Annotated in this window: 17 protein-coding genes; 14 read left to right on the forward strand and 3 right to left on the reverse strand. The window is 56.5% G+C overall.

Annotation, left to right across the window (positions count from 1 at the left end):
• Positions 1-64: 64 nt before the first annotated feature.
• Both MNU25_RS11110 and MNU25_RS11115 read right to left on the reverse strand, forming a co-directional pair.
• A complete protein-coding gene (locus MNU25_RS11110; protein ID WP_240985128.1) occupies positions 65-865 on the reverse strand; it encodes an ABC transporter permease in 801 nt (266 codons plus the stop codon).
• Between the two features lie 207 nt (positions 866-1,072).
• Positions 1,073-1,726 carry an ABC transporter ATP-binding protein gene (locus MNU25_RS11115; RefSeq protein ID WP_240985129.1) on the reverse strand — a complete coding sequence of 218 codons (654 nt, stop codon included), beginning with the start codon at positions 1,724-1,726 and terminating at the stop codon, positions 1,073-1,075.
• A gap of 798 nt (positions 1,727-2,524) precedes the next feature.
• Between MNU25_RS11115 and MNU25_RS11120 the strand changes: the two genes are divergently transcribed.
• The 8 genes from MNU25_RS11120 (at position 2,525) to MNU25_RS11155 (ending at position 13,643) form a co-directional block, all read left to right on the forward strand.
• Complete coding sequence (locus MNU25_RS11120) at positions 2,525-3,202, forward strand: TetR/AcrR family transcriptional regulator (protein WP_240985130.1); 678 nt, start codon at positions 2,525-2,527, stop codon at positions 3,200-3,202.
• A gap of 191 nt (positions 3,203-3,393) precedes the next feature.
• Positions 3,394-5,781 carry a 3-hydroxyacyl-CoA dehydrogenase/enoyl-CoA hydratase family protein gene (locus MNU25_RS11125; protein WP_240985131.1) on the forward strand — a complete coding sequence of 796 codons (2,388 nt, stop codon included), beginning with the start codon at positions 3,394-3,396 and terminating at the stop codon, positions 5,779-5,781.
• A gap of 14 nt (positions 5,782-5,795) precedes the next feature.
• Positions 5,796-6,956: an acetyl-CoA C-acyltransferase gene (locus MNU25_RS11130; RefSeq protein ID WP_240985132.1), complete on the forward strand. Its 1,161-nt coding sequence runs from the start codon at positions 5,796-5,798 to the stop codon at positions 6,954-6,956.
• A gap of 144 nt (positions 6,957-7,100) precedes the next feature.
• Positions 7,101-8,882: an acyl-CoA dehydrogenase family protein gene (locus MNU25_RS11135; protein WP_240985133.1), complete on the forward strand. Its 1,782-nt coding sequence runs from the start codon at positions 7,101-7,103 to the stop codon at positions 8,880-8,882.
• A gap of 590 nt (positions 8,883-9,472) precedes the next feature.
• Positions 9,473-11,254, forward strand: coding sequence for a long-chain-fatty-acid--CoA ligase (locus tag MNU25_RS11140; RefSeq protein WP_240985134.1), 1,782 nt, complete (start codon positions 9,473-9,475; stop codon positions 11,252-11,254).
• A 103-nt stretch (positions 11,255-11,357) separates the two neighbouring features.
• A complete protein-coding gene (locus MNU25_RS11145) occupies positions 11,358-11,711 on the forward strand; it encodes a toprim domain-containing protein (protein ID WP_240985135.1) in 354 nt (117 codons plus the stop codon).
• Between the two features lie 274 nt (positions 11,712-11,985).
• The gene (locus MNU25_RS11150; protein ID WP_240985136.1) at positions 11,986-12,852 is read left to right on the forward strand and encodes an SDR family oxidoreductase; all 867 of its coding nucleotides are present in this window, start codon (positions 11,986-11,988) and stop codon (positions 12,850-12,852) included.
• 212 nt (positions 12,853-13,064) lie between these two features.
• Entirely contained in the window at positions 13,065-13,643 is a 579-nt protein-coding gene (locus MNU25_RS11155) for a hypothetical protein (RefSeq protein ID WP_240985137.1), read from the forward strand.
• A 40-nt stretch (positions 13,644-13,683) separates the two neighbouring features.
• Here MNU25_RS11155 and MNU25_RS11160 read toward each other — a convergent pair whose 3' ends face one another.
• A complete protein-coding gene (locus tag MNU25_RS11160; protein ID WP_240985138.1) occupies positions 13,684-14,664 on the reverse strand; it encodes an alpha/beta hydrolase in 981 nt (326 codons plus the stop codon).
• Positions 14,665-15,241: 577 nt separating this feature from the next.
• Here MNU25_RS11160 and MNU25_RS11165 point away from each other — a divergent pair.
• The 6 genes from MNU25_RS11165 (at position 15,242) to MNU25_RS11190 (ending at position 22,114) form a co-directional block, all read left to right on the forward strand.
• Entirely contained in the window at positions 15,242-16,867 is a 1,626-nt protein-coding gene (locus tag MNU25_RS11165) for a spore germination protein (protein ID WP_240986812.1), read from the forward strand.
• The gene (locus MNU25_RS11170) at positions 16,864-17,955 is read left to right on the forward strand and encodes a GerAB/ArcD/ProY family transporter (RefSeq protein WP_240985139.1); all 1,092 of its coding nucleotides are present in this window, start codon (positions 16,864-16,866) and stop codon (positions 17,953-17,955) included. The genes MNU25_RS11165 and MNU25_RS11170 overlap by 4 nt, the downstream gene beginning before the upstream one ends.
• A 1-nt stretch (position 17,956) precedes the next feature.
• Positions 17,957-19,138 carry a Ger(x)C family spore germination protein gene (locus MNU25_RS11175; protein ID WP_240985140.1) on the forward strand — a complete coding sequence of 394 codons (1,182 nt, stop codon included), beginning with the start codon at positions 17,957-17,959 and terminating at the stop codon, positions 19,136-19,138.
• Between the two features lie 369 nt (positions 19,139-19,507).
• On the forward strand, positions 19,508-21,229 hold the full coding sequence (locus tag MNU25_RS11180; RefSeq protein ID WP_240985141.1) for a glutamine--tRNA ligase/YqeY domain fusion protein: 1,722 nt from the start codon (positions 19,508-19,510) through the stop codon (positions 21,227-21,229).
• A 218-nt stretch (positions 21,230-21,447) separates the two neighbouring features.
• The gene (locus MNU25_RS11185; RefSeq protein ID WP_240985142.1) at positions 21,448-21,630 is read left to right on the forward strand and encodes an SHOCT domain-containing protein; all 183 of its coding nucleotides are present in this window, start codon (positions 21,448-21,450) and stop codon (positions 21,628-21,630) included.
• Between the two features lie 208 nt (positions 21,631-21,838).
• Entirely contained in the window at positions 21,839-22,114 is a 276-nt protein-coding gene (locus tag MNU25_RS11190; protein ID WP_240985143.1) for an SHOCT domain-containing protein, read from the forward strand.
• The last annotated feature ends 462 nt before the right edge of the window (positions 22,115-22,576 follow it).

Below are 22,576 nucleotides of genomic sequence, written 5' to 3' on the forward strand. Positions count from 1 at the left end.
TTTTTACTCCATATGCTTAAGCAATTTGGAGACAAGCGGGATAAGGTGGCCATGGCTTAAAAGTTTACTGTCTGCTCTGCCCAACGAAAGGTTGCAAAGCTCCGTCTGACGTAAACAGCTTTTTAAACGAAAAACCTACCAGGAGCAAACAGCCGATGGCCACCGCGGCCGCGATCATGAGCATGACCACGATTTGATAGCGGACAGCCTGGAGAGGATCGGCCCCGCCCAGGATCTGTCCGGTCATCATGCCCGGAAGGCTGACGATGCCGACGACCATAAGGGAGTTGATGGTCGGGGTCAGGCCGGCGCGCAGGGCCTCGCGAACCGAAGACTGGATCGCTTCCCAGGGAGTGGCCCCGAAGGTTAGGAGAGCCTCAATCTCGGCCGCCCTGGCCCTGGCATCCGCATAGAGGCGGTCGAGGGAGATGGCGATCCCGTTCATGGAATTTCCTAAGAGCATGCCAAAGATGGGAATCACGATGCGGGGGGAATACCAGGGAGTGGGGGCGATAATGAGTCCGGTCACAATCGAGCCAACCAAATACGTGCTGGCGAGCAAAGAGACAAAAGCGAGGAGCGTCGGGTAGTTCCGGACATTCGGTGTGCGTTTTACCGCTGTGCGGGCGGCCACAAAAGACATAAGCAGCGTGACCAGAAGAACCGGCCAGAAACTGTTCAGCTTAAAGAGGTAAGTGAGGACATAGCCCACGAGGGTGAGTTGGACAAAAGTACGAACGGTGCCCCAAACCAGGCTTTTCAGCAGACCCAGTCTCAAAAGTGAGGCAATTCCTCCCGTAATCAGCACGAGCAGGACCGAAAAAGTCAGTTGGGCGTAAGAGATGGGCAAGGTTGAGGTTTGCACGGTTCAAAACTCCTTGGTCATTAAACATTTTGATATAGGAGATTCCTTCGAAGCTCAAAGGAAAATGAAAGTTTGGTGTCAGGTGAAAGGCCTTGCGGCCTGAAGGCTCGGCGGAGACAAAGGAGACCTGCCTCTTGGTCAGCTTTGTCAATATAAGATTCGGCGGGTCGCGGCGGCAGCTCGACCCGGTTTGAACTGCGGGATGTTTTAGGGCAGGGGTCTTCGTCGGCTCTCCGCCAGGTCGAGAAATTTTAGCCCCGGTAAATCCAAGTAGTCGTCCGTGTGCGAGACCAGGAGTGCGGCCCGGCCCGCTCCCTTCAGCCAGTCCCCAAGTACGCCATAGAAAGCCGTACGGGAGGTTTCATCCAGGGCCGCGGTCGGCTCGTCCAAAAGGAGAACTTTAGGTTCAATCAATAGGCCACGGATAAAGGCGACCCTTGAGGCCTCGCCGCCGGAAAGGGTACGGGCATCCTGCTCCCAGAGGGTTGGGGGGAGCTTTAGGGTTTCCATCAAGGCCCCAGTGCGTGCGGGATCCGGAGAAGTGCCGCTCAGGGTACGGAGAGAGAAGGGCTTGGCGAAATTGTCGGCCACGCTGCCGTCGAAGAGAGCCGGTTTTTGCGCGACGTAATGGACTGAGGCGCGCCAAATTGGAGAGGGAATATCCTGCCAGGGCTGTTCCTCCAGGTAGGCAGTGCCGCCTGAGGCGGGCTGCAAGCGGGCTAAAATCCTCAGCAGGGTGGATTTCCCCACACCCGAGGGGCCGCGTACGACCAGGATCTCTCCTGCCTTGAGCGCCGCGGAAAGAACGAACGGTGCCTGACTCCCGGCCGCGAAGGAGAGATCGCGGAAAGAAAAAAACATCTAAAACTCCGACCTCGTTTCTGTTTGTCTTTTCCGTAGGATAGTCGAAACACGGCGTGTTTGCAAGGGAGATTCCTTGCGCGTGTGAGATGCCGGAGGTAACCAAAGTTGCCTGTTTCCAGAGGCTCTCAGTCTCCGATCATCGGTACCTTTAAGCCTTAATTATCGCTTACAGTCCCCCGGTGCGGGCTTTCCGGCTGCTCGGGCGAGGACGTCCCCCGGTGCCGGTGCCAAGCCAGTGCGCCTCCGGTGCCGAGCAGGAGCGAAGAAGTCAGCCAATGGCGGAATGTGAATCTTCCCACACTGAGTAGAAATTCACGCCTGGTCGTAGTTTTATTTAAGCCGAGCGGAAGGTCATCCACCGTTTAACCTCCTCGTACAATTTAAGGGTAACTTCCGGAAGCGGACTGCTCTCCTTAGCTTAGCCCAAATTTGAAGGAGTGACAAGGGGGGATCCGCAAGCGCCACTGGGCAACGATGCTGCCTTTCTGCGGGCGCTCACTCAGGGCTTAGATTTTCTGAAGCAGCGTTTTTCGAAATTAAAAAAAGGATAGGTAATTAAAAAAAACATAGGTAAGTTGTAAATTATCCCTTTATTTCGACTAGGGGCAATGGTATAATAAAGGCATCCCCAAGAAATGAATGACGATTCATTCACTAAAGGATTAGGTTAAGGTATAATGAATGAGGATTCATTCATGAGGATCTCAAGGATGAGGAACAATGAACAATGAACAATGAACAATGAACAATGAACAATGAACAATGAACAATGAACAATGAAAGGAAGGGATGATTTTGACCGCGCAGCGTGAGGATAAATTCCGCCGGATTCTCGACGCGGCCGTTGAAGCGTTCGCGGAAGTGGGTTATCACCAATGCCAGGTGTCTAAGATAGCCCGCCTCGCGGGAGTGGCCGACGGAACCATCTATCTCTATTTCAAAAACAAAGAGGATATCCTTATTCGCCTTTTTCAGGAACGCATGGGGGATTTCATCCGGGATATCCGCAACCTGCTTCAAGGCCGGGAGACGACGCGGGCCCGCTTAATGACCATCATCGAGACCCATTTCAGAAACATGGAGGAAAACCTTTCTTTGGCCAAGGTGACTCAGCTCGAACTCAGACAGTCGGACCTCAAGATCCGGACTGCCATCAATGCTCCACTCAAAGAATATTTCAGATTGATTGAGGAGGTGATCCGCAGCGGGATCGAACGGGGAGAGCTTGCTCCGGTGGATGTCCGAATTGCCCGGCAGCTGATTTTCGGTGCTTTGGACGAGGCGACCACAGATTGGATTATGGCCCGGACGAAAAGAAGCCTGTTGAGTGAATCCGAAGAGATGCTTTATCTTTTTGAAGGGGCGCTCGGTTTGGCACGGGAACCTCGTCCGCGTGCAGGCCGGGGTGCGAATCCGCAACGGACAGCGGACGTATCAGGCAAGATGAATGCGGGCGAAGGCGCAAGGGCGTAGAGGAGGATTCGGTCAAAGTTATTTTTGACAGCTGCCGGGCTGCACAAGCTCAGAGGTAATCGGTATTAATTTCTCGGGTAAAGCTCTGAAACATCATCACTATTATTACAAGAGCTTATTATTACAAGAGCTTACTATTACTAAAACCTATTATTGCGAGGGCCTATTATCATTTGAGAGGAGGAAGTTCATTGCAGATTCTTAAAGCAGCGGTATTGGGATCCGGGGTCATGGGTAGTGCCATTGCGGCTCACCTGGCTAACGCCGGAATTCCCAGCATCCTTTTGGACATTGTTCCGCCCGGTCTTACCCCGGCGGAGGAAGCGGCGGGACTAACTCTGGCGGACAGGCGGGTGCGGAATCGCTTCGCTCAGGAAAACAAGGACAAACTGGTCAAGATGAACCCGGCCCCCCTGTTTGTGCCGGAATTTGCCGAGCGGATCGAAGTGGGAAATTTCAGCGATGATCTGGACCGCCTGCAAGAGGTGGATTGGGTGATCGAAGTCGTCGTGGAAAGGCTGGAGGTTAAGCAGGACCTGCTGAGAAAGGTTGCCGAGCGGGTGCGTCCGGGTACTATCGTCAGTTCCAACACTTCCGGGATTTCATTGAAGGCTATGTCGGCGGGGCTGCCGGAGAGTTTTGGCCGTTATTTCCTGGGTACGCATTTTTTCAATCCGCCCCGTTACATGAAGCTGTTGGAAATCATCCCCGGTCCGCAGACAGATGCGGCAGTTCTCTCTTTTATGCGGGAATTCGGAGAACGGGTTTTGGGCAAAGGAGTGATCCTAGCCAAAGATACCCCGAATTTTATCGCCAACCGAATCGGAGTCTACGGCATGGCGGTTACGCTCCAGGAAATGCTGCGTTCCGGCCTCCGGGTCGAAGAAGTTGACGCCCTGACGGGGCCTGTTTTGGGTCGGCCAAAGAGCGCCACTTTCCGGACGGTGGACATGGTAGGCTTGGATACCTTTGTCCATGTGGCCGACAATGTGGCCGAGAATGTTCCGGCGGAAAAGGAGAATTTCGTTTTGCCGGAATTTATTCAAAGCATGTTACAGAATGGCTGGCTGGGCGACAAGACAAAACAGGGGTTCTACCGAAAGAGTAAAGGACCGCAGGGGAAAGTGGTGGAGGCCCTTGACCCCGGGACGATGACTTATGCTCTCCCCCGTCCGGCCGTTTTCCCGGCCCTGGAAAAGGCCAAAGCGGCTGCGACCCTGTCAGAGAAAATCCGGACGCTGGTCAGCGGAGATGATCCGGGGGCTCGTTTTGCCTGGGGCGTTCTCAAAGCGGTGTTGCTTTATGCGGCCGAGTTGATTCCCGAGATCGCGGATGAGATCGTGTCCATAGATGACGGTATGCGTTGGGGTTTCAATTGGGAATTGGGGCCTTTTCAAACCTGGGACGCTTTGGGGGTCAAGGCTGCGGCGGAGCGCATCCAGGCTGAAGGGGGCCAAGTTCCGGCTCTCGTCCGGAAACTCCTCGCTCAAGGTTATGACTCTTTCTACCGGAAACTCGGGGACGGGGGGATGGCTTACTACAGTGAAAGCGGCTACCGCGAAAAAACTCCGAGCCCTTATGCATTTTCCTTTCCGGAGGCCCATCAAGCCGGGCGGGAGATCTTCGGCAATGCCGGCGCCAGCCTCATCGACTTGGGGGATGGGGTAGCCTGCTTGGAATTTCACTCTCCTAACAACTCCATCGGGGCCGACATTGTAACCATGATTCACAAGGCCTTAGCCGAAGTGGAAAAGAATTATCTCGGCCTGGTTATCGGCAACCAGGGCAAGAACTTCTGTGTCGGCGCTAACCTCATGCTGATCCTGCTGGAAGCGGAGGATGAAAACTGGGATGACCTCGATCTGATGGTGCGCGAATTCCAGAACAGCACTATGGCTTTAAAATACGCAAAGAAACCTGTAGTGGCCGCCCCGCACGGGATGGCTCTGGGCGGAGGGACGGAGATTTGCCTGCATACCCATGCCATTCAAGCTGCCGCAGAAGCCTACCTGGGCCTGGTGGAGGTCGGAGTGGGCCTCATTCCCGGCGGCGGCGGTGTGAAAGAAATGGCGGTCCGGGCTTTGGAAGGGGTCCTGCCCGGCGTTCAGGTTACCCCGGATTACTTTTTTGCCAAGCGTTTTGAGACAGTGGCCATGGCCAAGGTTTCCGACAGCGCCGAAAAAGCGCGCCAGATGGGGTTCTTGCGCGACCATGATCGTTACAGCTTGAACGGGGAACACGTCATCCTCGACGCTAAGGCCCGGGTCATAGATCTGGCGCGCACCTTCCGTCCGAACCTGCCCGCTAAGGTAAAGATTGCGGGTCCCGGGGTCAGGGCCACCTTGGAACTCGGGCTTTACGGCATGAAGGAAGGCGGGTACATCTCAGAGCATGATCTCCTCATCGGAAAAAAACTCGCCTTCGTCCTGACCGGCGGCAATCTGCCGGCGGGCAGCCCGGTGACGGAGCAATACCTGTTGGATCTGGAACGGGAGGCTTTTCTCAGCCTGGCCGGCGAAGCCAAGACTCAGGAGCGCATCAGGTACATGCTGACCAAGGGCAAGCCCTTGCGCAATTAAGAGGGGGGAAAAAGATGCAAGAAGCCTTTATCATTGAAGCGAAGCGGACGGCCGTGGGCAAATCGGGCCGCGGTTCGCTGGCTCAGGTCCGGCCGGACGACCTGGGGGCTTATGTGATTCAAGATGTCTTGAACCGGGTGCCCGGCCTCAAGCCGGAAGAGATTGATGACCTGGTGGTCGGCTGCTCCTTTCCGGAAGCGGAACAGGGGATGAATATGGGACGGGTCATGGCTCTGCGGGCAGGACTCCCCATCGAGGTCCCGGGTATGACGGTGAACCGCTTTTGTTCTTCAGGCTTGCAGGCCATTTCCATCGCCGCCGACCGTATCCGCCTGGGCGAGGCACAGGTGATACTGGCCGGCGGGGCGGAGAGCATGTCGCTCGTCCCGATGGGGGGAAACAAAGCCGCTCCCAGCCCCTACATGATGGAAAATAATCCCGAAATCTATATGTCCATGGGTCTGACCGCGGAGAATGTGGCGGCTAAGTATGAGATCAGCCGGGAAGAACAGGATGTCTTCGCTCTGGCCAGCCAGCAAAAAGCCTACGCGGCCCAAAAGGAGGGACGCTTTGACGCGGAAATCGTACCGGTGCCCCTCCCGGCCTATGGTCAGGGTGTGGAACGCTGGTTTAGGGCGGATGAGGGAATCCGGCCGGACACCAGTCTGGAGGGACTGGCCAAGCTGCGCCCAGTCTTCCGCGCCGGAGGGAGCGTGACCGCGGGCAATTCCTCGCAGACGAGCGATGGGGCGGCGATGACTCTTCTCTGCTCGGAAGGGAAAGTCCGGGAGCTGGGGCTAAGCCCTCTGGCCGTTTGGCGGGGTTTTGCGGTGGCCGGAGTCGAGCCGGAACTTATGGGTATCGGCCCGATCAAGGCGATTCCCAAAGTCCTTAAACAAGTGGGCCTGCGTTTGGACGAGATCGATCTGTTCGAGCTCAATGAAGCCTTTGCCGCCCAGTCCCTGGCGGTGATCAAAACTTTGGGCATTGATCCCGGGAAGGTGAATCCCAACGGCGGGGCGATTGCCTTAGGCCATCCGCTCGGCTGCACCGGAGCGAAGCTGACGGCCACCCTCTTGCATGAGATGAAACGCCGGAAATTGAAATACGGCATGGTCACCATGTGCATCGGCGGGGGGATGGGAGCGGCCGGGATTTACGAACTTCTGCCTTAACAGCCCTAACAGGAAAAACACGTTGCGAAGGGTTTAAGGAAATGAGGGAGCAAAGGGTTTTCACGAGAAACTGTGGTGTGGGATAGGTTGCGCCCTGAGCGCGAAGCGTCGGGAAATCGGTATTTGGTATGAGGAGGAAGAGCAATGGCGTCAGAAACGGATTTGGCCCTGAGGGGCGGGGGTTTCCTGCTGGTGGAGGTCAGCCCCGACCGGGTTTTCATTCCGGAAGAGTTGAATGAAGATCACCTGCAATTGAAACGGATGACCCATAACTTTGTCGAAAAAGAGGTTGCTCCCCGGATTGAAGAACTGGAAGAAAAGAAAGAGGGTGTCATTACATCCCTCCTGCGTCAGGCGGGGGACCTCGGTCTCTTGGGCCTGGAGGTCCCGGAAGAGTTCGGGGGCCTGAGCCTGGACAAGTATTCGACAGTCGTCGTTGGTGAGGAAGTCCCGCGCGGGGGATCCTTTGCCGTCGCGTATGCGGCGCACACCGGAATTGGTACCCTGCCTATCGTGTATTTCGGAACTTCGCAACAAAAAGCGAAATACCTGCCTGCCTTGGCTTCGGGGGAAAAAATCGCCGCCTACTGTTTGACTGAGCCCGGGTCCGGATCCGATGCTTTGGGAGCGAAAACGACGGCCGTTCTTAATGCCGAAGGCACACATTACATTCTCAACGGAACCAAACAATTTATCACCAACGCCGGCTTTGCCGACATTTTCCTTGTCTACGCCAAAGTGGACGGAAAATTGACCAATTTTATCGTCGAACGCGATATGCCGGGAGTGTCTTTCGGCCTGGAAGAAAAGAAGATGGGCATCAGGGGATCCTCCACCCGCCAGGTGATTCTGGAAGATGTGGCGGTTCCGGCAGAGAATGTAGTGGGAGAACTGGGACGGGGGCACGTCGTGGCTTTCAACATTCTCAATGTAGGCCGCTTTAAACTGGCCGCCGCCGCCATGGGGAGTGCTCAACTGGTACTCGAGACAGCGCTGGGTTACGCGGCCGAACGCAAACAGTTTGGAGTTCCTTTGACGTATTTCGGAGCGATTCAAGCCAAACTGGCCGAGATGGCTGCGCAGACTTACGTGGCGGAAAGTGTGGTCTACCGGACCGCGGGTCTGATGGAAGAAGGGTTTCGCGGGCTGGACTTGACGGGGGACTGCCGCAAAGAAGCGGGGAAAGCCTTGGAGGAATATGCAATTGAATGCTCCCTGAACAAAGTCCTGGCCTCGGAGGTCTTGGATTTTGTGGCGGACGAAGGCGTCCAAATCCATGGGGGTTACGGGTTTATTCAGGAGTACCCCATCGAGCGGATGTACCGGGATTCTCGCATCAACCGCATCTTTGAAGGGACGAACGAAATCAACCGCCTCCTGGTCCCGGGAACGCTTCTGAAAAGGGCTATGAGCGGTGAGCTGCCGCTTCTGCAGGCGGCGCAGGCGGTGGGCAAAGAACTCCTAAGCGCCAGCCCCGCCGGCCAAGAAGAAGGTCTGGGCGGCGTCCTGAGGCTCGTACAAAAAGGGAAAAAGTTGTTCCTGATGGCAGCGGGCCTGGCGGCTCAAAGAGAAGGCAATGCCCTCAAAGACAACCAATTTGTACTCATGGCCCTGGCGGAAATGGTCCTGCAGATCTATGCGGCGGAAAGCGCGGTCCTGCGGGCCATGAAGCTGGAAGGTCTGGAAGTTCAGGCTAAGCATAAACTCTTTGCGGCTAAGGCCTCAACTCTGGCGGCCTATACCGCCTTTAACAGCCTGGAACAGCAGGCGAAAGAAGTCATTTGTGCCGTGGAAAAAGGCGATGCTCAGGCCACCGCTTTGGCCGGAGTGAAAAAACTCGCCCGCCGTGCCAATGCCGACCTGATCGGGCTGCGGCGCGAGCTTGCGGCGATGACCGTCGAGCAAGGAAAATATCCGCTCCGTTAAGGACCGGAGAGCGGGTAAACAGTGGAAAACCACATATTCCACAGCCTGTCCGGTCGCGTTTGAGCAAACACCGTTCGGCCGGCTGCCGGCTAAGCCCGGTGGGCAGAGAAGAAACGGGAAAAAAAGCGAAAGACAGGGTTTTTGGCCTGGTAGAAAGTTTTTGTCCGGTTAGAGCGGGAATTTTATCTTGGTCTAACCGGAGCCCTTTCGGGCCGAGAAACTTTGCCGCAGCCCAGCCTGGCCAAGAAACCTGGCCAGGGCCCGGCAACCGCACCGGAGTCGCCGGACAAAAAGGTTCCGCCGGAGCGGGTTAGCCGGCGGTTAACGGAAATGGCGGTTCCTTAAGGCAAGGTGTTTGCCTTGGATATCACAATATTCATGCAGTTCCTCATAGAGTATATAGCGAGCCATGTCTGGAGCCGAGACTGGCCAAACAGGGCGCGCCTCTCAGTACGGGCCGCTCCCGGGACCGGAGACTTTGCGGAGTCTGAAGATCGCGGCCTCTTCTCACTGGGAGTGGGCGACCCGGCCTGCGTCCAAAGTGCAAGGCGGACAACATGGCCTTTGTTCAAAGTGAAGGGGGGAAAACAATGGATGCCATTAAAGGGAACCCATCCCCATACGCAGAGAAACCCTGGCTCAAGTTTTATCCTTCTCAGGTGAGACCTCAGCTGGATTACCCGAGGGTTCCGCTGACTCACCTGCTCGAGAAGGCAGTGAGGGATTTTCCTGACCGGATAGCCACCGTCTTTTTCGGCGCCAAGCTGACCTACGCGGAAATTTGGCGCCAGGTTAACCGCTTTGCGGGGAGTTTGGCCGCCTCAGGGGTAAAAAAGGGGGACAGAGTCGCGCTGATGCTGCCCAACTGTCCGCAGGCCGTGATTGCCTATTATGGAGCTTTACTTATCGGGGCTGTTGTGGTCCAGCATAATCCACTCTATGTCGAACGCGAACTTCAGTTCCAACTTCAGGATTCCGGCTCGGAAACCATTGTGGCTCTCGACTTGCTCTATCCCCGCATCATGAAAATCAAGGCGGACACTCCCTTGCGCCGCATCATCTTCACCGGCCTGGAGGAGTACATGCCTTTCCCCAAAAACCTAGTCTATGTGTACAAAACGAAAAAAGAAGGGAAAAGCCGGAATTATCCTGCCGCCACGGGGGTTTATTCCTGGAAGGAGTTCTTGCAGCAAGGCCAGGATAGCGCTCCCAGGGTGGAAGTCCGGGAGGGAGATCTGGCCGTATTGCAATACACCGGGGGAACAACCGGAGTGCCCAAAGGAGCCATGTTGACGCACGCGAACCTCATGGCCAACACCTATCAGGTTTTGGCCTGGATGATGGACGGCAAGCCGGGTCAGGAGAGAATGTTGTGCGCCCTGCCCTTCTTTCACGTCTACGGCATGACGGTCGCCATGAACGTCGGCGTAGCTTTGGCTTCCCAGCTGATTATTCTGCCTAAATTCGAGGTCAAAATGGCCTTGGAGGCGATTAGAAAATACCGGCCCACTTTCTTTCCCGGCGCTCCGACGATGTATGTGGCCATCAACACTTATCCGGAGGTGCGAAAATACAATATATCCTCGATCCGCTCTTGTCTGAGCGGATCGGCCGCTTTGCCCCTGGAGGTGCAGGTGACGTTCGAACGGCTGACTGGCGGAAGATTGGTGGAAGGTTATGGACTTTCCGAGTGCTCTCCGGTCACTCACTGCAATCCCCTGCTCAATGAGCTCCGCCGCAACGGCACGATCGGGCTGCCTTTGCCCGACACCGAAATCAGAATTGTCGACCCGGACACACACGAAGAGATGGCACCGGGACAGGCCGGCGAGCTGGCGGTGAAAGGGCCGCAGGTGATGATCGGGTATTGGAACCGTCCTGAGGTCACGGCCATGTCATTGCAAGACGGTTGGTTCTACACGGGTGACATTGCCCAGATGAATGAAGACGGTTATTTTGTCATTGTCGACCGGAAGAAGGATATCATCATTGCGGGCGGTTTCAACATCTACCCGCGGGAAGTGGAAGAGGTGCTCTATCAGCACCCGGCGGTCCGGGAAGCGGCGGTCACGGGAATTGCCGACTCTTACCGGGGAGAAACCGTCAAAGCCTATCTCGTTCTCAAAGCCGGGCAGGAAGCGAGCGCAGAGGAGATTATCCAATACTCCCGCAGTAAGCTGGCGGCTTACAAGGTTCCGCGTGTGGTCGAATTCCGCCAAGAACTGCCCAAAACGATTGTCGGCAAGGTCCTCAAACGCCAACTGCAGCAAGAGGAGGAACAGGCGGCAGAAAAAGCAGCGGCCGAGAGGGAGCAAGACGGGACGGGAGACTTAGAGACGAGGAAGAGGGAGCAAGACGGGGGAGCGGACTGAGAGGAGGGGAAGAGGGAGGAAGACGGAAGAGCAAAAGGTGGGGAAAAGATGAGCGGGGGGAAAGCTCGCTAAGGCATGACAGCTGTGGTATTATACTGAAAGTATGGATAAGAACACGACATCGAGAATCATCATAGTTGAGGGACGCACAGATAGAGACAAGCTGCGGCTGGTGTTGGATGAACCGGTAGAGATCATCTGTACCAACGGGACTTTGGGTGACGAACGCTTGGAACAACTGCTAGCGTACCTGGAGGACAAAGAAGCCTATCTGCTGGCGGACGCCGACAGTTCGGGCGCTAAACTGCGCCAAATGTTTAACCGGGAGTTTCCGCAGGTACATCACCTTTATACCCAAAAAATGTACCGGGAAGTGGCGGCCACTCCGGAAGAATATCTGGCGCAGATTTTGGCCAAGGCCCATTTCGCGGTCAAAGATAGGCCGCCCCGGGTTTGAGGGGCTCTTGCGCGACAGGGGGCAATTCCGGCCGTTGTGCCTGCGCGCGGGAGCTTTGATTTTTGTCTTCATCTTATGACCGGGACTGTCAAATTGACAGCCCCGGCTTTTTTCAGCTGGTCCGGCTTTTTTACCTAATGACAAGTGCAAGTCATGCCGAGTTATGGTCGTTGCTCTGTTTGAGGAATGGATTTTGGCTAAGTGGGAAAAAATTAAAACCTAATCGCGAAACAGAGTTTGCGAAGTGAGACAAGCTTGAAAGGAGTCCTTTCCCATGAGCCAAACCAAAACTCCCCAGCCGGCTTTTCCGGCGCAGCACCAAGATCCCCCAGGTTTGGAATCCCTGATGAACCCAAGACCGCTCTTTGAGGATCCCGGCTACCGCGGGAGCGGAAAACTGCAAAACAAGGTAGCTTTGATCAGCGGCGGGGACAGCGGCATCGGGAAAGCCGCGGCAATCGCCTTCGCGCACGAAGAAGCCGATCTCGCACTCATCTATCTGAGCGAACACGAGGATGCCGCGGAGACTAAAAAACGTATTGAGCAGTTGGGCCGGCGCTGCCTGTTGCTGGCGGGTGACGTGGGACTGCAAGAATTTTGTCGGCAAGCCGTAAAAGAGATTATTCAAGAATTGGGGCAGATCGACATACTAGTTAATAATGCCGGCGAACAGCACCCGCAAAATAGTCTGGCCGACATCAGCGCGGCCCAGCTGGAGCGAACTTTCCGGACCAATGTCTTTGGTCAGTTTTACCTTACCCAGGCGGTTTTACCCCATCTGCGCGCGGGCAGCACTATCATCAACACCACTTCGATCACGGCCTACGCGGGCCACGAGCTTTTGATCGACTACTCGGCCAGCAAAGGGGCAGTGGTCTCTTTCACCCGTTCTCTTTCGGAATCCTTGGCGAAAACGGGAATTCGCGTTAACGGTGTAGCCCCCGGTCCGATTTGGACCCCACTGATCCCTTCCACATTTTCTCCCCAGGATGTGTCTGTCTTCGGTTCTACAGTGCCGTTGCAAAGAGCGGGCCAACCGTACGAACTGGCTCCCGCCTACGTTTTCCTAGCCGGCCAAGATTCGGCCTACATGTCCGGGCAAATCCTGCACGTCAACGGCGGGCAGATCGTGAACGGCTAGCAGGCCACACGGGTTTTTTCCGGGGGCGCGTCTTTGACCGATTTTATCTCACTCAGGCGATTTGCCCTGCCTGCACAGGGCCGCTGTATTACTGGTGCCGCCCCGATTACTGCTGACGCGGGCCATGAACTTTTGACATCCTGAGGTGCAGGTTCTGCTCGGTAATCAACCGGGGTGGGTAAGGAGCCACCGAACTTTCAGGGAGGGGTAAGATGCGGCATCGTAAACCGAAGCGGGACTGGTCGGAGATTATCGTCAAAATATCGACCGTCGTTTTTGCCTGTACTGCCCTGGTCACCGTCTTCATCACGATCAGCTCCTGGCGGGTGCAGCGGGAGGCGGCCCGTCCTTATCTCACCTTCAGAGAATCGCCCACCGTCACCCTCAACCAAGGTGTGAATCTGGAGCTGAAGTTCACAAATGTCGGGGCGCATCCGGCTACCGACCTCTGGAGCCGGGCCCTTGTCATCGACCGGAGCTTCCGGGGCTCGCCGGTGTACGCCAAGGAGCATACAATCGTTAACGACATCCCTAAAGATACGACTTCCACTTTGCTCATTTCAATTGACCCGCAGAGTCTGAGTCCTGATGCGGGTTCGATCGCAGCGCATTACCTCGTTGTTTTCTTCAAATACAGCGATCCCATTATCAGAAAGCGCTACGCGCAAGCGATCTATCTCAAATGGAACGGAGAAGCGAACGGGCAGCCCGAATCCCTTTATCATGTGGAAACCGGGGAGAAGGATAAAATCCTGGCCTATCTGAAAACCCACAAGATCAGTGTACCCTGAGCAGGGCCTGTGCTAAGGAGACTCTAAACCAGAGGCGGGATTAATGCCGTCCTCGGTCACCGGTTAGGTTTTGGACGAAAAAGTTACTCACTTTAGCAAGATATTCGCGGGGTTCTACCGAGTAAGCCCCGACATGCTTTGCCCTGTGCACGATCCAGAGAGAGTCTTTGGGGTTCTTGGCCTGATCATAGAGTTCTACGGAGTTAATCATGGGGATGGTCGTGTCGGCATCACCGGCGATGAAGAGGACGGGTCGCGCTTTCATTTGCGCGATCGTTTTGATCGGGCTGACGCGTGCCGGGTTAGCCCCTGTGAGCAGGGGAATCTCCGTTAAAATCAGGGGAGTGAAGGGAAAATTAGGCAGGTGAGTCCAATGGGGCATGCCTGTTTCCAAGTAAGTGCGCAAGTCGGCAAACGGGCTGTCTAGGACCATGGCGGCGACATCCGGGTCCTTGGCGCCTACGAGAGCCGCCGTGGCGGCTCCCATGGAATAGCCGATGATTCCGATATGCCGGTAGCCGAGTGCCTTAGCGCAGTCAACCGCGCCCAGGAGGTCCCTCTGCTCAAAATCGCCCACGGAGACCAAGTTGCCGGGAGAAACGCCCGAATCCCGGAAGTCAAAGAGCAGGGTGCTGATACCTTTCTGCCAGAGGGCTTCGGCTACAGGTAAAGATGGCTTATCCCCGCAGCGGTTGCCGCCGTAGCCGTGCGCTTCAATCACGATCGCGTTCGCCTGAGGGGCAGGCACATACCAACCGGAGAGGGGAAGGTGGTCTGTCCGGCTGGGGAAGGTTATATTCGTAAAGTTCAGGCCCAGTTGAGACGGTGTTCCGGTTAGGGGTTTGCGGGGCGGATGGGTTAAACTCCAGCCTACGAAGGCTGAAATACCGGTCACGCAAAGAAAAGCAAGGATGAGAGCGGACAGCGTTCCCCAGAGCAGCCAGCGGGGCCATGTTCTCTTTCTCTTTAAGTGCGGTTCAGGAGTTAAGACGGAAGGCCGGGTCAAATCCTCGGGAGCCATGGTTGTATCTCCTTTCGTGCTCAATAGGCAAGGCTTTCCGATGCTTGGTGCACCGGAAGAAGAGACGGCAGGCTATTTCTTTGCCCAAACGGTCAGCTATCCGGCAAACGGCGGGCGGCCGGCCTAAGCCGGGATGGCAGGTGAGTCCCTCTGAAGAACTTTTTGTCGGCAAGGGGCGGCGAGAATTGCATCCGGAGCACGGGGTGATCGTTTCTCTGAGGAACTTTTCGCCGTTGCGGTCCGATTTCCTGCCGCTTGGGACGGTTCCCGGCGTAGTTTCGGCAAGTGTAACAAGTCGGGGAACACACGCAAGAGCGGAAGCAAGCCGGAACACCGGCACGGGTAGGCCAAACCCCGAGGGCGTATGGCAGCAGGAAATGGAGGGGCATTCGGGCGGGGCGCACAGCGGAGGAGATGGGCCGGCAGCCCGGCCAGGGGGCGAGCGGAGGGGAAACAGCCAACGACGGGCCAACCGCGACTGTCGGTGGGATGCATCAAAGCGGGGGGTATGTGGCAAGCTAAATCCAATGGCTTGGGATTCCGGAAAAGTCGGAAAAGCGAAACAGAGGATGGAGCGATGGGTAAGGAGCTTTTGAAAAAAGCCCTGGGCTGGGCGGGCAAAAAAGGTTCCCCACAGGACAGGCCGCCTCAGCCTGAGGAAAAGAGACCGTTGAGTACTAATTGGGATGAGAATCAAAAAAACCTGCGGGAAGTCTTTTCGCAATGTGCCGATGCGGTGTTTCAGGAAACCAGTTTCAACGCCGAGCAGCCGCTGAGGATTCTGCTCGTGTACCTGGAGACCCTGACGGATCAGGCTCAGATCAGTCAAACCATTATTAAATCCCTGCAGCAGGGTCCCTTGGAACTGCCGGATGAAGTGCGGATTTCTCCGGCCACGTCCCCGGAGGTGTTGCAAAAGCATGTCCTCAGTGCCTGCCATCCGCAGACCAGCACGGATCTGCTGGAACTTACCAAATTCGTCTTAGGCGGAAATATCGGGATTCTGATCGAGGGGAGTTCCCTGGCCGTGGTAGTCCCGGCCCAGGGCGGACAGGCCAGGCCGATTAACGAGCCGGAGAACGAGCCGAACATCCGCGGCCCGCGGGATGGTTTTGTCGAGAGCCTGAAGACGAATATCAGCCTGATCCGGCGCCGCTTGCGCACCAGCCGTTTGAAAGTCGAGACCCTGGAGCTGGGACTTCTGACCAAAACGGCGGTGGCTGTCTGTTACGTGGAAGGATTGGCCCGGCCGGAAATGGTCGAAGAAGTGCGGCGGCGCCTGCGGCGCATCAACGTGGACGCGGTACTTGGCAGCGGCTATGTCGAGGAATTTATCGCCGATGAATCCATCAGCCTGTTTCCCTTGATCTTGACCACCGAGCGTCCGGACCGGGTTACGGCGGCCCTGCTGGAAGGAAGAATCGGCATCCTGGTGGAAAATTCCCCCTCAACTATGGTCGTTCCCTGCACCTTTATCAGCCTCCTCCAGGCTTCGGAGGATTATTATGTCACGGCTCCTTTTTCCACTTTCATCCGTTTGCTGCGTTTTGTCGCCTTAAATATTGCTCTGCTTCTGCCGGCCGTGACCGTGGCCGTCTTCTCTTTTCATCAGGAACTCGTTCCCGTCACTCTGCTCAGCACCGTGTCCAACACTAGGCAGGATGTGCCCTTCCCCATCTTTATCGAAGTCCTCCTGATGGAAGTGACTTTTGAACTCCTGCGGGAAGCCGGCTTGCGCCTGCCCAAGACCATCGGCCAGGCGGTGAGCACCGTGGGGGGGCTGGTGATCGGGCAGGCCGCGGTGGAAGCCGGTTATTTCTCCCCTCTGCCGGTCATCGTCGTGGCCCTGACGGCGATCGCTTCTTTTACGGCACCGAACTACATTGTCGGGACCAGTATCCGCATCCTGCGCTTTTTCCTGCTCATTTTGGCCGCCCTCTTGGGCGGGGTGGGGATCATGCTGGGGCTGATGGCGATTCTGGCCCACCTGACCGCCCTGCGCTCTTTCGGTATTCCCTATCTGTCTCCTTTTGCTCCCATGAGTCCGGCTGATCTGAAGGACAGTTTTGTCAGGGTCCCTTGGTGGGCCATGATCACGAGGCCCCGGCTGGAAGGCGTGCGCGAGCCGCAGAGGCAGGACCCTGACCAGGGTCCCAAGAAACCGGAGCGGAGCGGGATAAGGAAGGGGAGACGGCGGCCTTGAGCCAGGAGAAAATATCCGGGAGCCAGGTTTCCACTGTCCTTTTTATTCTGGTCATGGCGACCGGCGTCTTGTTTGTTCCCGGGATTACAGCCCGTAGGGCGTTCCAGTCCGCCTGGCTGGTCCCGCTCGCCATCCCTCTTTTAACCGGTTTGATCAGTCTCTGGGCTGTATACCGGCTGGGGCAGCGCTTTCCCGCCAAGACCGTGATCGAGTACAGTCCTTTGCTCTTGGGCAAGGTTTTAGGGAAAGGGCTGGGACTCCTTTACATCCTGTTTTTCCTTATGACCAACATTCTCGTGATCCGGGAGTTTTCTGTTTTTCTCACGGTTACCCTTTTGCCGGAAACCCCCGGCTACGTCTTGAATATCTCGGTGGTCCTCTTGGCCGCCTATATCGTCAGCAAAGGGATCGAAGTCATCGCCCGCATGGCCCAGTTTGTCCTTCCTCTTTTTCTCGCCAGCCTGTCTATGCTCTTGCTGCTTTCCGTGCCGGAAATGGCCCCAAGGCGCCTGCTGCCTCTCCTGGAGGGCGGGTTCCTGCCTGTCGTGAAGGCTTCCTTGGTACCCTCCGCCTGGTATGGTGAGATCGTCGTCTTGCTGCTCCTCCTACCCCATTTGAACAAACCGCGCGAACTCCCGCGCAAGGGAGTCTTGGCCTTGGCCTGGATCACGGTTTTTCTAACCCTGGACATCCTGGCGACTTTACTGGTTTTTGGACCCTATTTATCCGGGCAGCTGACCTTCCCTTTCTGGACCTTGGCCCGCTTCATCGAGTTTCATAAATCTTTCTCGCGTTGGGAGACCCTGATCGTCATCCTCTGGGAAGCCGGCATGATCCTCAAGGTAGCCCTGTTATATTACGCAGCCTGTTTAGGCAGCCTGCAGTGGCTGGGCAAGGCCCCCTTCGGCTGGGTTCTCGGCGTCTTGGGCGGGGTGCAGATTTTAGCCGCCTGCTATCTCGTCGGAGGGCAGATTCAGCTGGCAGCCATCCTGGAACATGTCTTTCCCTTATTTGCCCTGCCCTTCGAGATAGGGCTGCCGCTTTTCCTTGTGGGGATTGCCCGCCTGCGCAACTTAGGGAGGGTTTGAGATGAGACGCACACGGAGATACCTGGGACTTCTCCTTTCCCTCCTCCTGCTCCTGAGCGCGGGGGGATGCTGGAGCCGTAAAGATGTGGAAGAACTCGGGATCGTCACTTTAGTGGGTTATGATCGCATTATGCGGAACGGACACGAGATGTGGCAGGAGTCCATTCGGATCCTGAGCGGCATGGCCCCCGCCCAAGGAGGTAAACCCCAAGGACTGAGCAGCGAAACCCTGTTTAAAGGGACGGGACTGACGATTCAGCAGGCCGGGACGAACTTGAACCTGCGGACTTCCCGTCTGCCCTTCTACGGCGATATCGTGGGCGCGATCATCGGGGAGAAGGCGGCAGAGGAGAATCTGCGGGACATCGTCGATCTCCTTCTGCGCCATCCTCAAGCCAGGCCCGGCACGTATATCCTGGTCTGCAAGGGGGAGGCCTTTAACCTGATGCGCTCCGAACCGGAAATGACCAAAACTCTGTCTAAGGAACTGAATGAAATGATAGAACAACGGGTCTGCCGCTTAGGAGTGTCTTTCCCGGTCACTTTGGCCCAGTTTGCCGAATGGCTCCTCTCTCCGGACAGGGACGCGGTGGCGAGCGAAGTTCAACCCGTCTATCCTCGGGAGAATACGCCGAAAACTGTCTCCCAGTCGCTCCTCGTCTCCGGGTTGGCGGTGTTCCGCGGGCCGAAGTTGGTCGGGTTTCTCAATAAGGAAGAGAGCCTGGGGACCGAACTCATCGTCCACTCGCTCAACAGGGCTCAGGTTGCCATTCCGCTGCCCGAGGACGGACGCTATTTCACTTACCAGGTGATGTCCGGTCGGCACAAAATTATACCGTCGGTGCAGGACGGGAAAGTGTCTTACCGGGTAGAGATTGACGTCAAAGGGGCGGTCTTCGATGCCGCCGGACACGAGCTTTCCCTGCAGAGCGCGGAACATGTCGAAGCCTTGGCGGCTGACAAAATCCGCGGCATTGTGCTGAGAGCCGTACAGAAGGCCAAAGACTTTCGCGCCGATTATCTCGGGCTCAGCCAGGAACTGCACCGTACGGATCCCGCCGAGTGGGAGGAAATACAGCCCCAGTGGCGGGAAAATTTCGTCGAAGCCCCGGTTGACGTTGAGGTCAAAGCCCAGGTCCTCAGCAGCGGTTCCTTGGGAGCGAAACTGCCGCTTAAGCCATAGAGCAGGGGGAGGGGGCGCCCCAGACGGCGCCCGCCCGCTTGGCCGCACGCGAAAAGCGGCCAGGGTTCGCCGCCGCGAGGGAAAGGAACGGGTCAGCGGGCGATGTCCGGGGAGCCGTGAATGGTCTACGGGGTGAGCGGGAAGGTCATGGCGGTTTAAGTGCCGCCTCAGAGGGCAATTATACGGGGAGTGACGCGCGCGTCATGGTCCGGAGGTGGACAGGTCGGCCGCTCTCGCTTAAAATAGAAGGATAATCGGTAAGATAGGAACATACTGGTAGAGGGGGTCACGCTTATCATTACGGAATCGAATACCTCGGAAGCGTCAGATCTGACCGGTCGGGCCAAGTCCGCAGGTTCGCCCGGCTTTGTGCTGACGGATGACCACACGGGTGCGTCCGGAGCCGTTCCCGACGCGGCCAATTTTATCGAAGACAGGGTGCGGGAAGATTTGACCCTAGGCAAAAATGGGGGTAAAGTGCATACCCGCTTTCCGCCCGAGCCCAACGGCTACCTGCACATCGGGCACGCCAAATCGATCTGTCTTAATTTCGGCCTGGCGGAGAAATTTCAGGGACTTTGCAACCTGCGTTTTGACGACACTAATCCGACTAAAGAGGACGTGGAATACGTAGATTCTATTCAGGATGACGTGCACTGGTTGGGGTTTGACTGGCAGAAGCGCAAGTTCTACGCTTCGGATTATTTCACCCGGCTTTATGAATTCGCCGAGCAGTTGATTCGGGACGGGAAAGCCTATGTCTGTGATCTCAGTGCCCAAGAAATAAAGACCCACAGGGGCACGCTGACCGAGCCGGGAACGGAAAGCCCTTACCGCGGCCGTGCGCCGGAGGAGAATCTCGAGCTTTTCCGGCGCATGCGGGCCGGGGAATTTCCCGACGGATCCAGAGTCCTGCGCGCTAAGATCGACATGGCTTCGCCCAACCTGAACCTGCGCGATCCCGTGCTCTACCGCATTTCCCACGCCGAGCACCACCGCACCGGAAAGTCGTGGTGTATTTATCCCATGTATGATTACGCCCATCCGCTCTGCGACGCTTTGGAGGGGATCACGCATTCCATCTGTACCATGGAATTCGAAGATCATCGTCCCCTTTACGACTGGATCATAGAGGCCGTCAAACCCGGGGCCCGGCCGGAGCAGATTGAGTTTGCCCGTCTCAACTTGAGCCACACCGTGATGAGCAAACGCAAGCTGCGCCAATTGGTCGAAGAGGGTTATGTGGAAGGCTGGGACGATCCCAGGATGCCGACGCTCTCCGGCCTGCGCCGCCGGGGCTGCACCCCGGAAGCGATCCGGGATTTCAGCGAACGCATCGGCGTGGCCAAAAGCAACAGTATGGTTGACATCGCGATGCTGGAGCACTGTATTCGTGAAGACCTCAATGCCCGGGCGCCGCGGGTGATGGCCGTGCTCAAGCCCCTCAAAGTCGTGCTCGACAACTATCCGGAGGATAAAGTGGAATGGCTGGAGGCAGAAAACAATCCGGAGAATCCGGACATGGGCTCCCGGCAGCTGCCGTTTTCCCGAGTGCTCTACATTGAACAGGACGATTTCCTGGAAAATCCGCCTAAGAAATTTTTCCGGCTCTCTCCGGGGCGGGAGGTGCGTCTCAAGCACGCTTACATCATTCGCTGCCTGGATGTGATCAAGGACGAGGCTACGGGGGAAGTGAAAGAACTTCATTGCACTTACGATCCGGAGACCAAAAGCGGCGCCGCGGGCAGCGGGCGCAAAGTGAAGGGAACTCTGCACTGGGTTTCCGCCGGGCATGCCGTCCCCGCTGAGGTTCGCCTCTACGATCATCTCTTTCTTAAAGAAAACCCGGACGATACGGGCGAAGGCGAGGACTTCAAAACCAATCTTAATCCGAACTCTTTGGAACGGCTGTCCTCCTGCCGAGTGGAGCCGGGCTTGGCGCAGGCGCGACCGGGGAGTCATTTTCAGTTCCTGCGCCAGGGTTATTTCTGCCTCGATGCCAAAGATACGGGCAGCCGAGGACTGGTCTTCAACCGGACGGTGCCGTTGCGTGATACCTGGGCTAAGATCAATCAAGGGGTAAAAAATTAAGGCACAACGGCGATCTAAAGGTTGGCGAAACGGCCGTATGCGGCAGCAAAAGCTCTTTAAAATTGAGGCACAACGGCCCGCCTTTGCTGCTGCCTTCTTCTTCACGACATGTTCACACTTTATTCATGACCGGGGCACAATCTTAGGTTAAACTCTGGTTAAACCTAAGGGTGCAGAAAAAGAAGCAGAGTTTAAACGTGAAGAAGGAGGAACCGGTCATGATGTTTTTGGCAATTATTTTGGTCATCGCCCTCTTTTATTATGCGGTGAGACAGCCCGTGCCGGGCGTCAGCCCGTCCTGCGGCAAGCGCGATGCGCTGGATGTTTTGCGTGAACGCTATGCCCGGGGTGAAATGGACGCGGCGGAATTTCGCGCGCGCAGAGAAGAACTTAGTCGGTGAGAAAGAAACCGGCGGAGAACGGGGCCGGCCGGAATAATCAGGCTCGGAACGGAGAAAACTAATTCGGCGCCAAGCTCGCACTTTTCCCCTGGGCTTGGGAACATACGGCGAAGATGTTGCCCGCAACGTCTTACTGGGATTCCGGCCCCATGGCGAGTCGGAGCGCCCGGACGGAGGAAGTTCGGGTAAGAAACGGAGGGTACGGACTATGATGGGATGGGGTTGGGGCTATGGCCCCGGAAACGGCTTTTTTGGCGGCTATTGGTGGATGGGCATCATTATGTTGGCGGTTCAGGCTCTCTTCTGGGGTCTGGTGATTTATTTCGGCATCCGCCTTTTTCAGGGTGGCGCTTCTCGGATCACCAATGGGAACGGGGGTTCGCATGTGCGTATTGATCCTGTGGATATTCTTAAGGAGCGTTACGCCCGAGGAGAAATAGACGCCGAAGAATACCGGCGGCGCAAGGAAGATCTGCAAAGCTGAACGGTCGGGTTTGGTTGCAGGTGGTCAAGGAGCACGGAGAAAATGCCAGTAACCTTTTGCGTCTTCAGCCTTGGCTCGTTTCCGGCCTCCGGCTTCTGACCTCCGGCCTCTGGACTGAGAGGCTCAGCCGCATGCCCCTAGCTTCAGCCATGAGGTTGATTCAGAGGTTTAAGTCAAATCCGCTTCTCACAACAAGGGGGCGGATTTTTTTCTTTTCAGATTCTGGCCCCAGGCGGCCGCGCCGGCCCCTTGGTGCGCCTCGCCGTATTCTCGGGACAGCATACCGTGCCGCCTCGGGATACCATACTGACGGCTATGTCCGGGAGGGTTTAAGTCTGCCGGCGAGGGTTTGGGACCGAACAGCGTCTCCGCTGTGCGTGACGTTCGCGAGCTAAAGGTGACACGTTCGCAAGCTGAGGCTGGTCAACCTTGGGTGAAAAATGCTAAAATAGTCATAAGCCG

This window comes from Acididesulfobacillus acetoxydans (assembly GCF_902729405.1).
GTDB classification, from domain to species: Bacteria; Bacillota; Desulfitobacteriia; order Desulfitobacteriales; family Desulfitobacteriaceae; genus Acididesulfobacillus; species Acididesulfobacillus acetoxydans.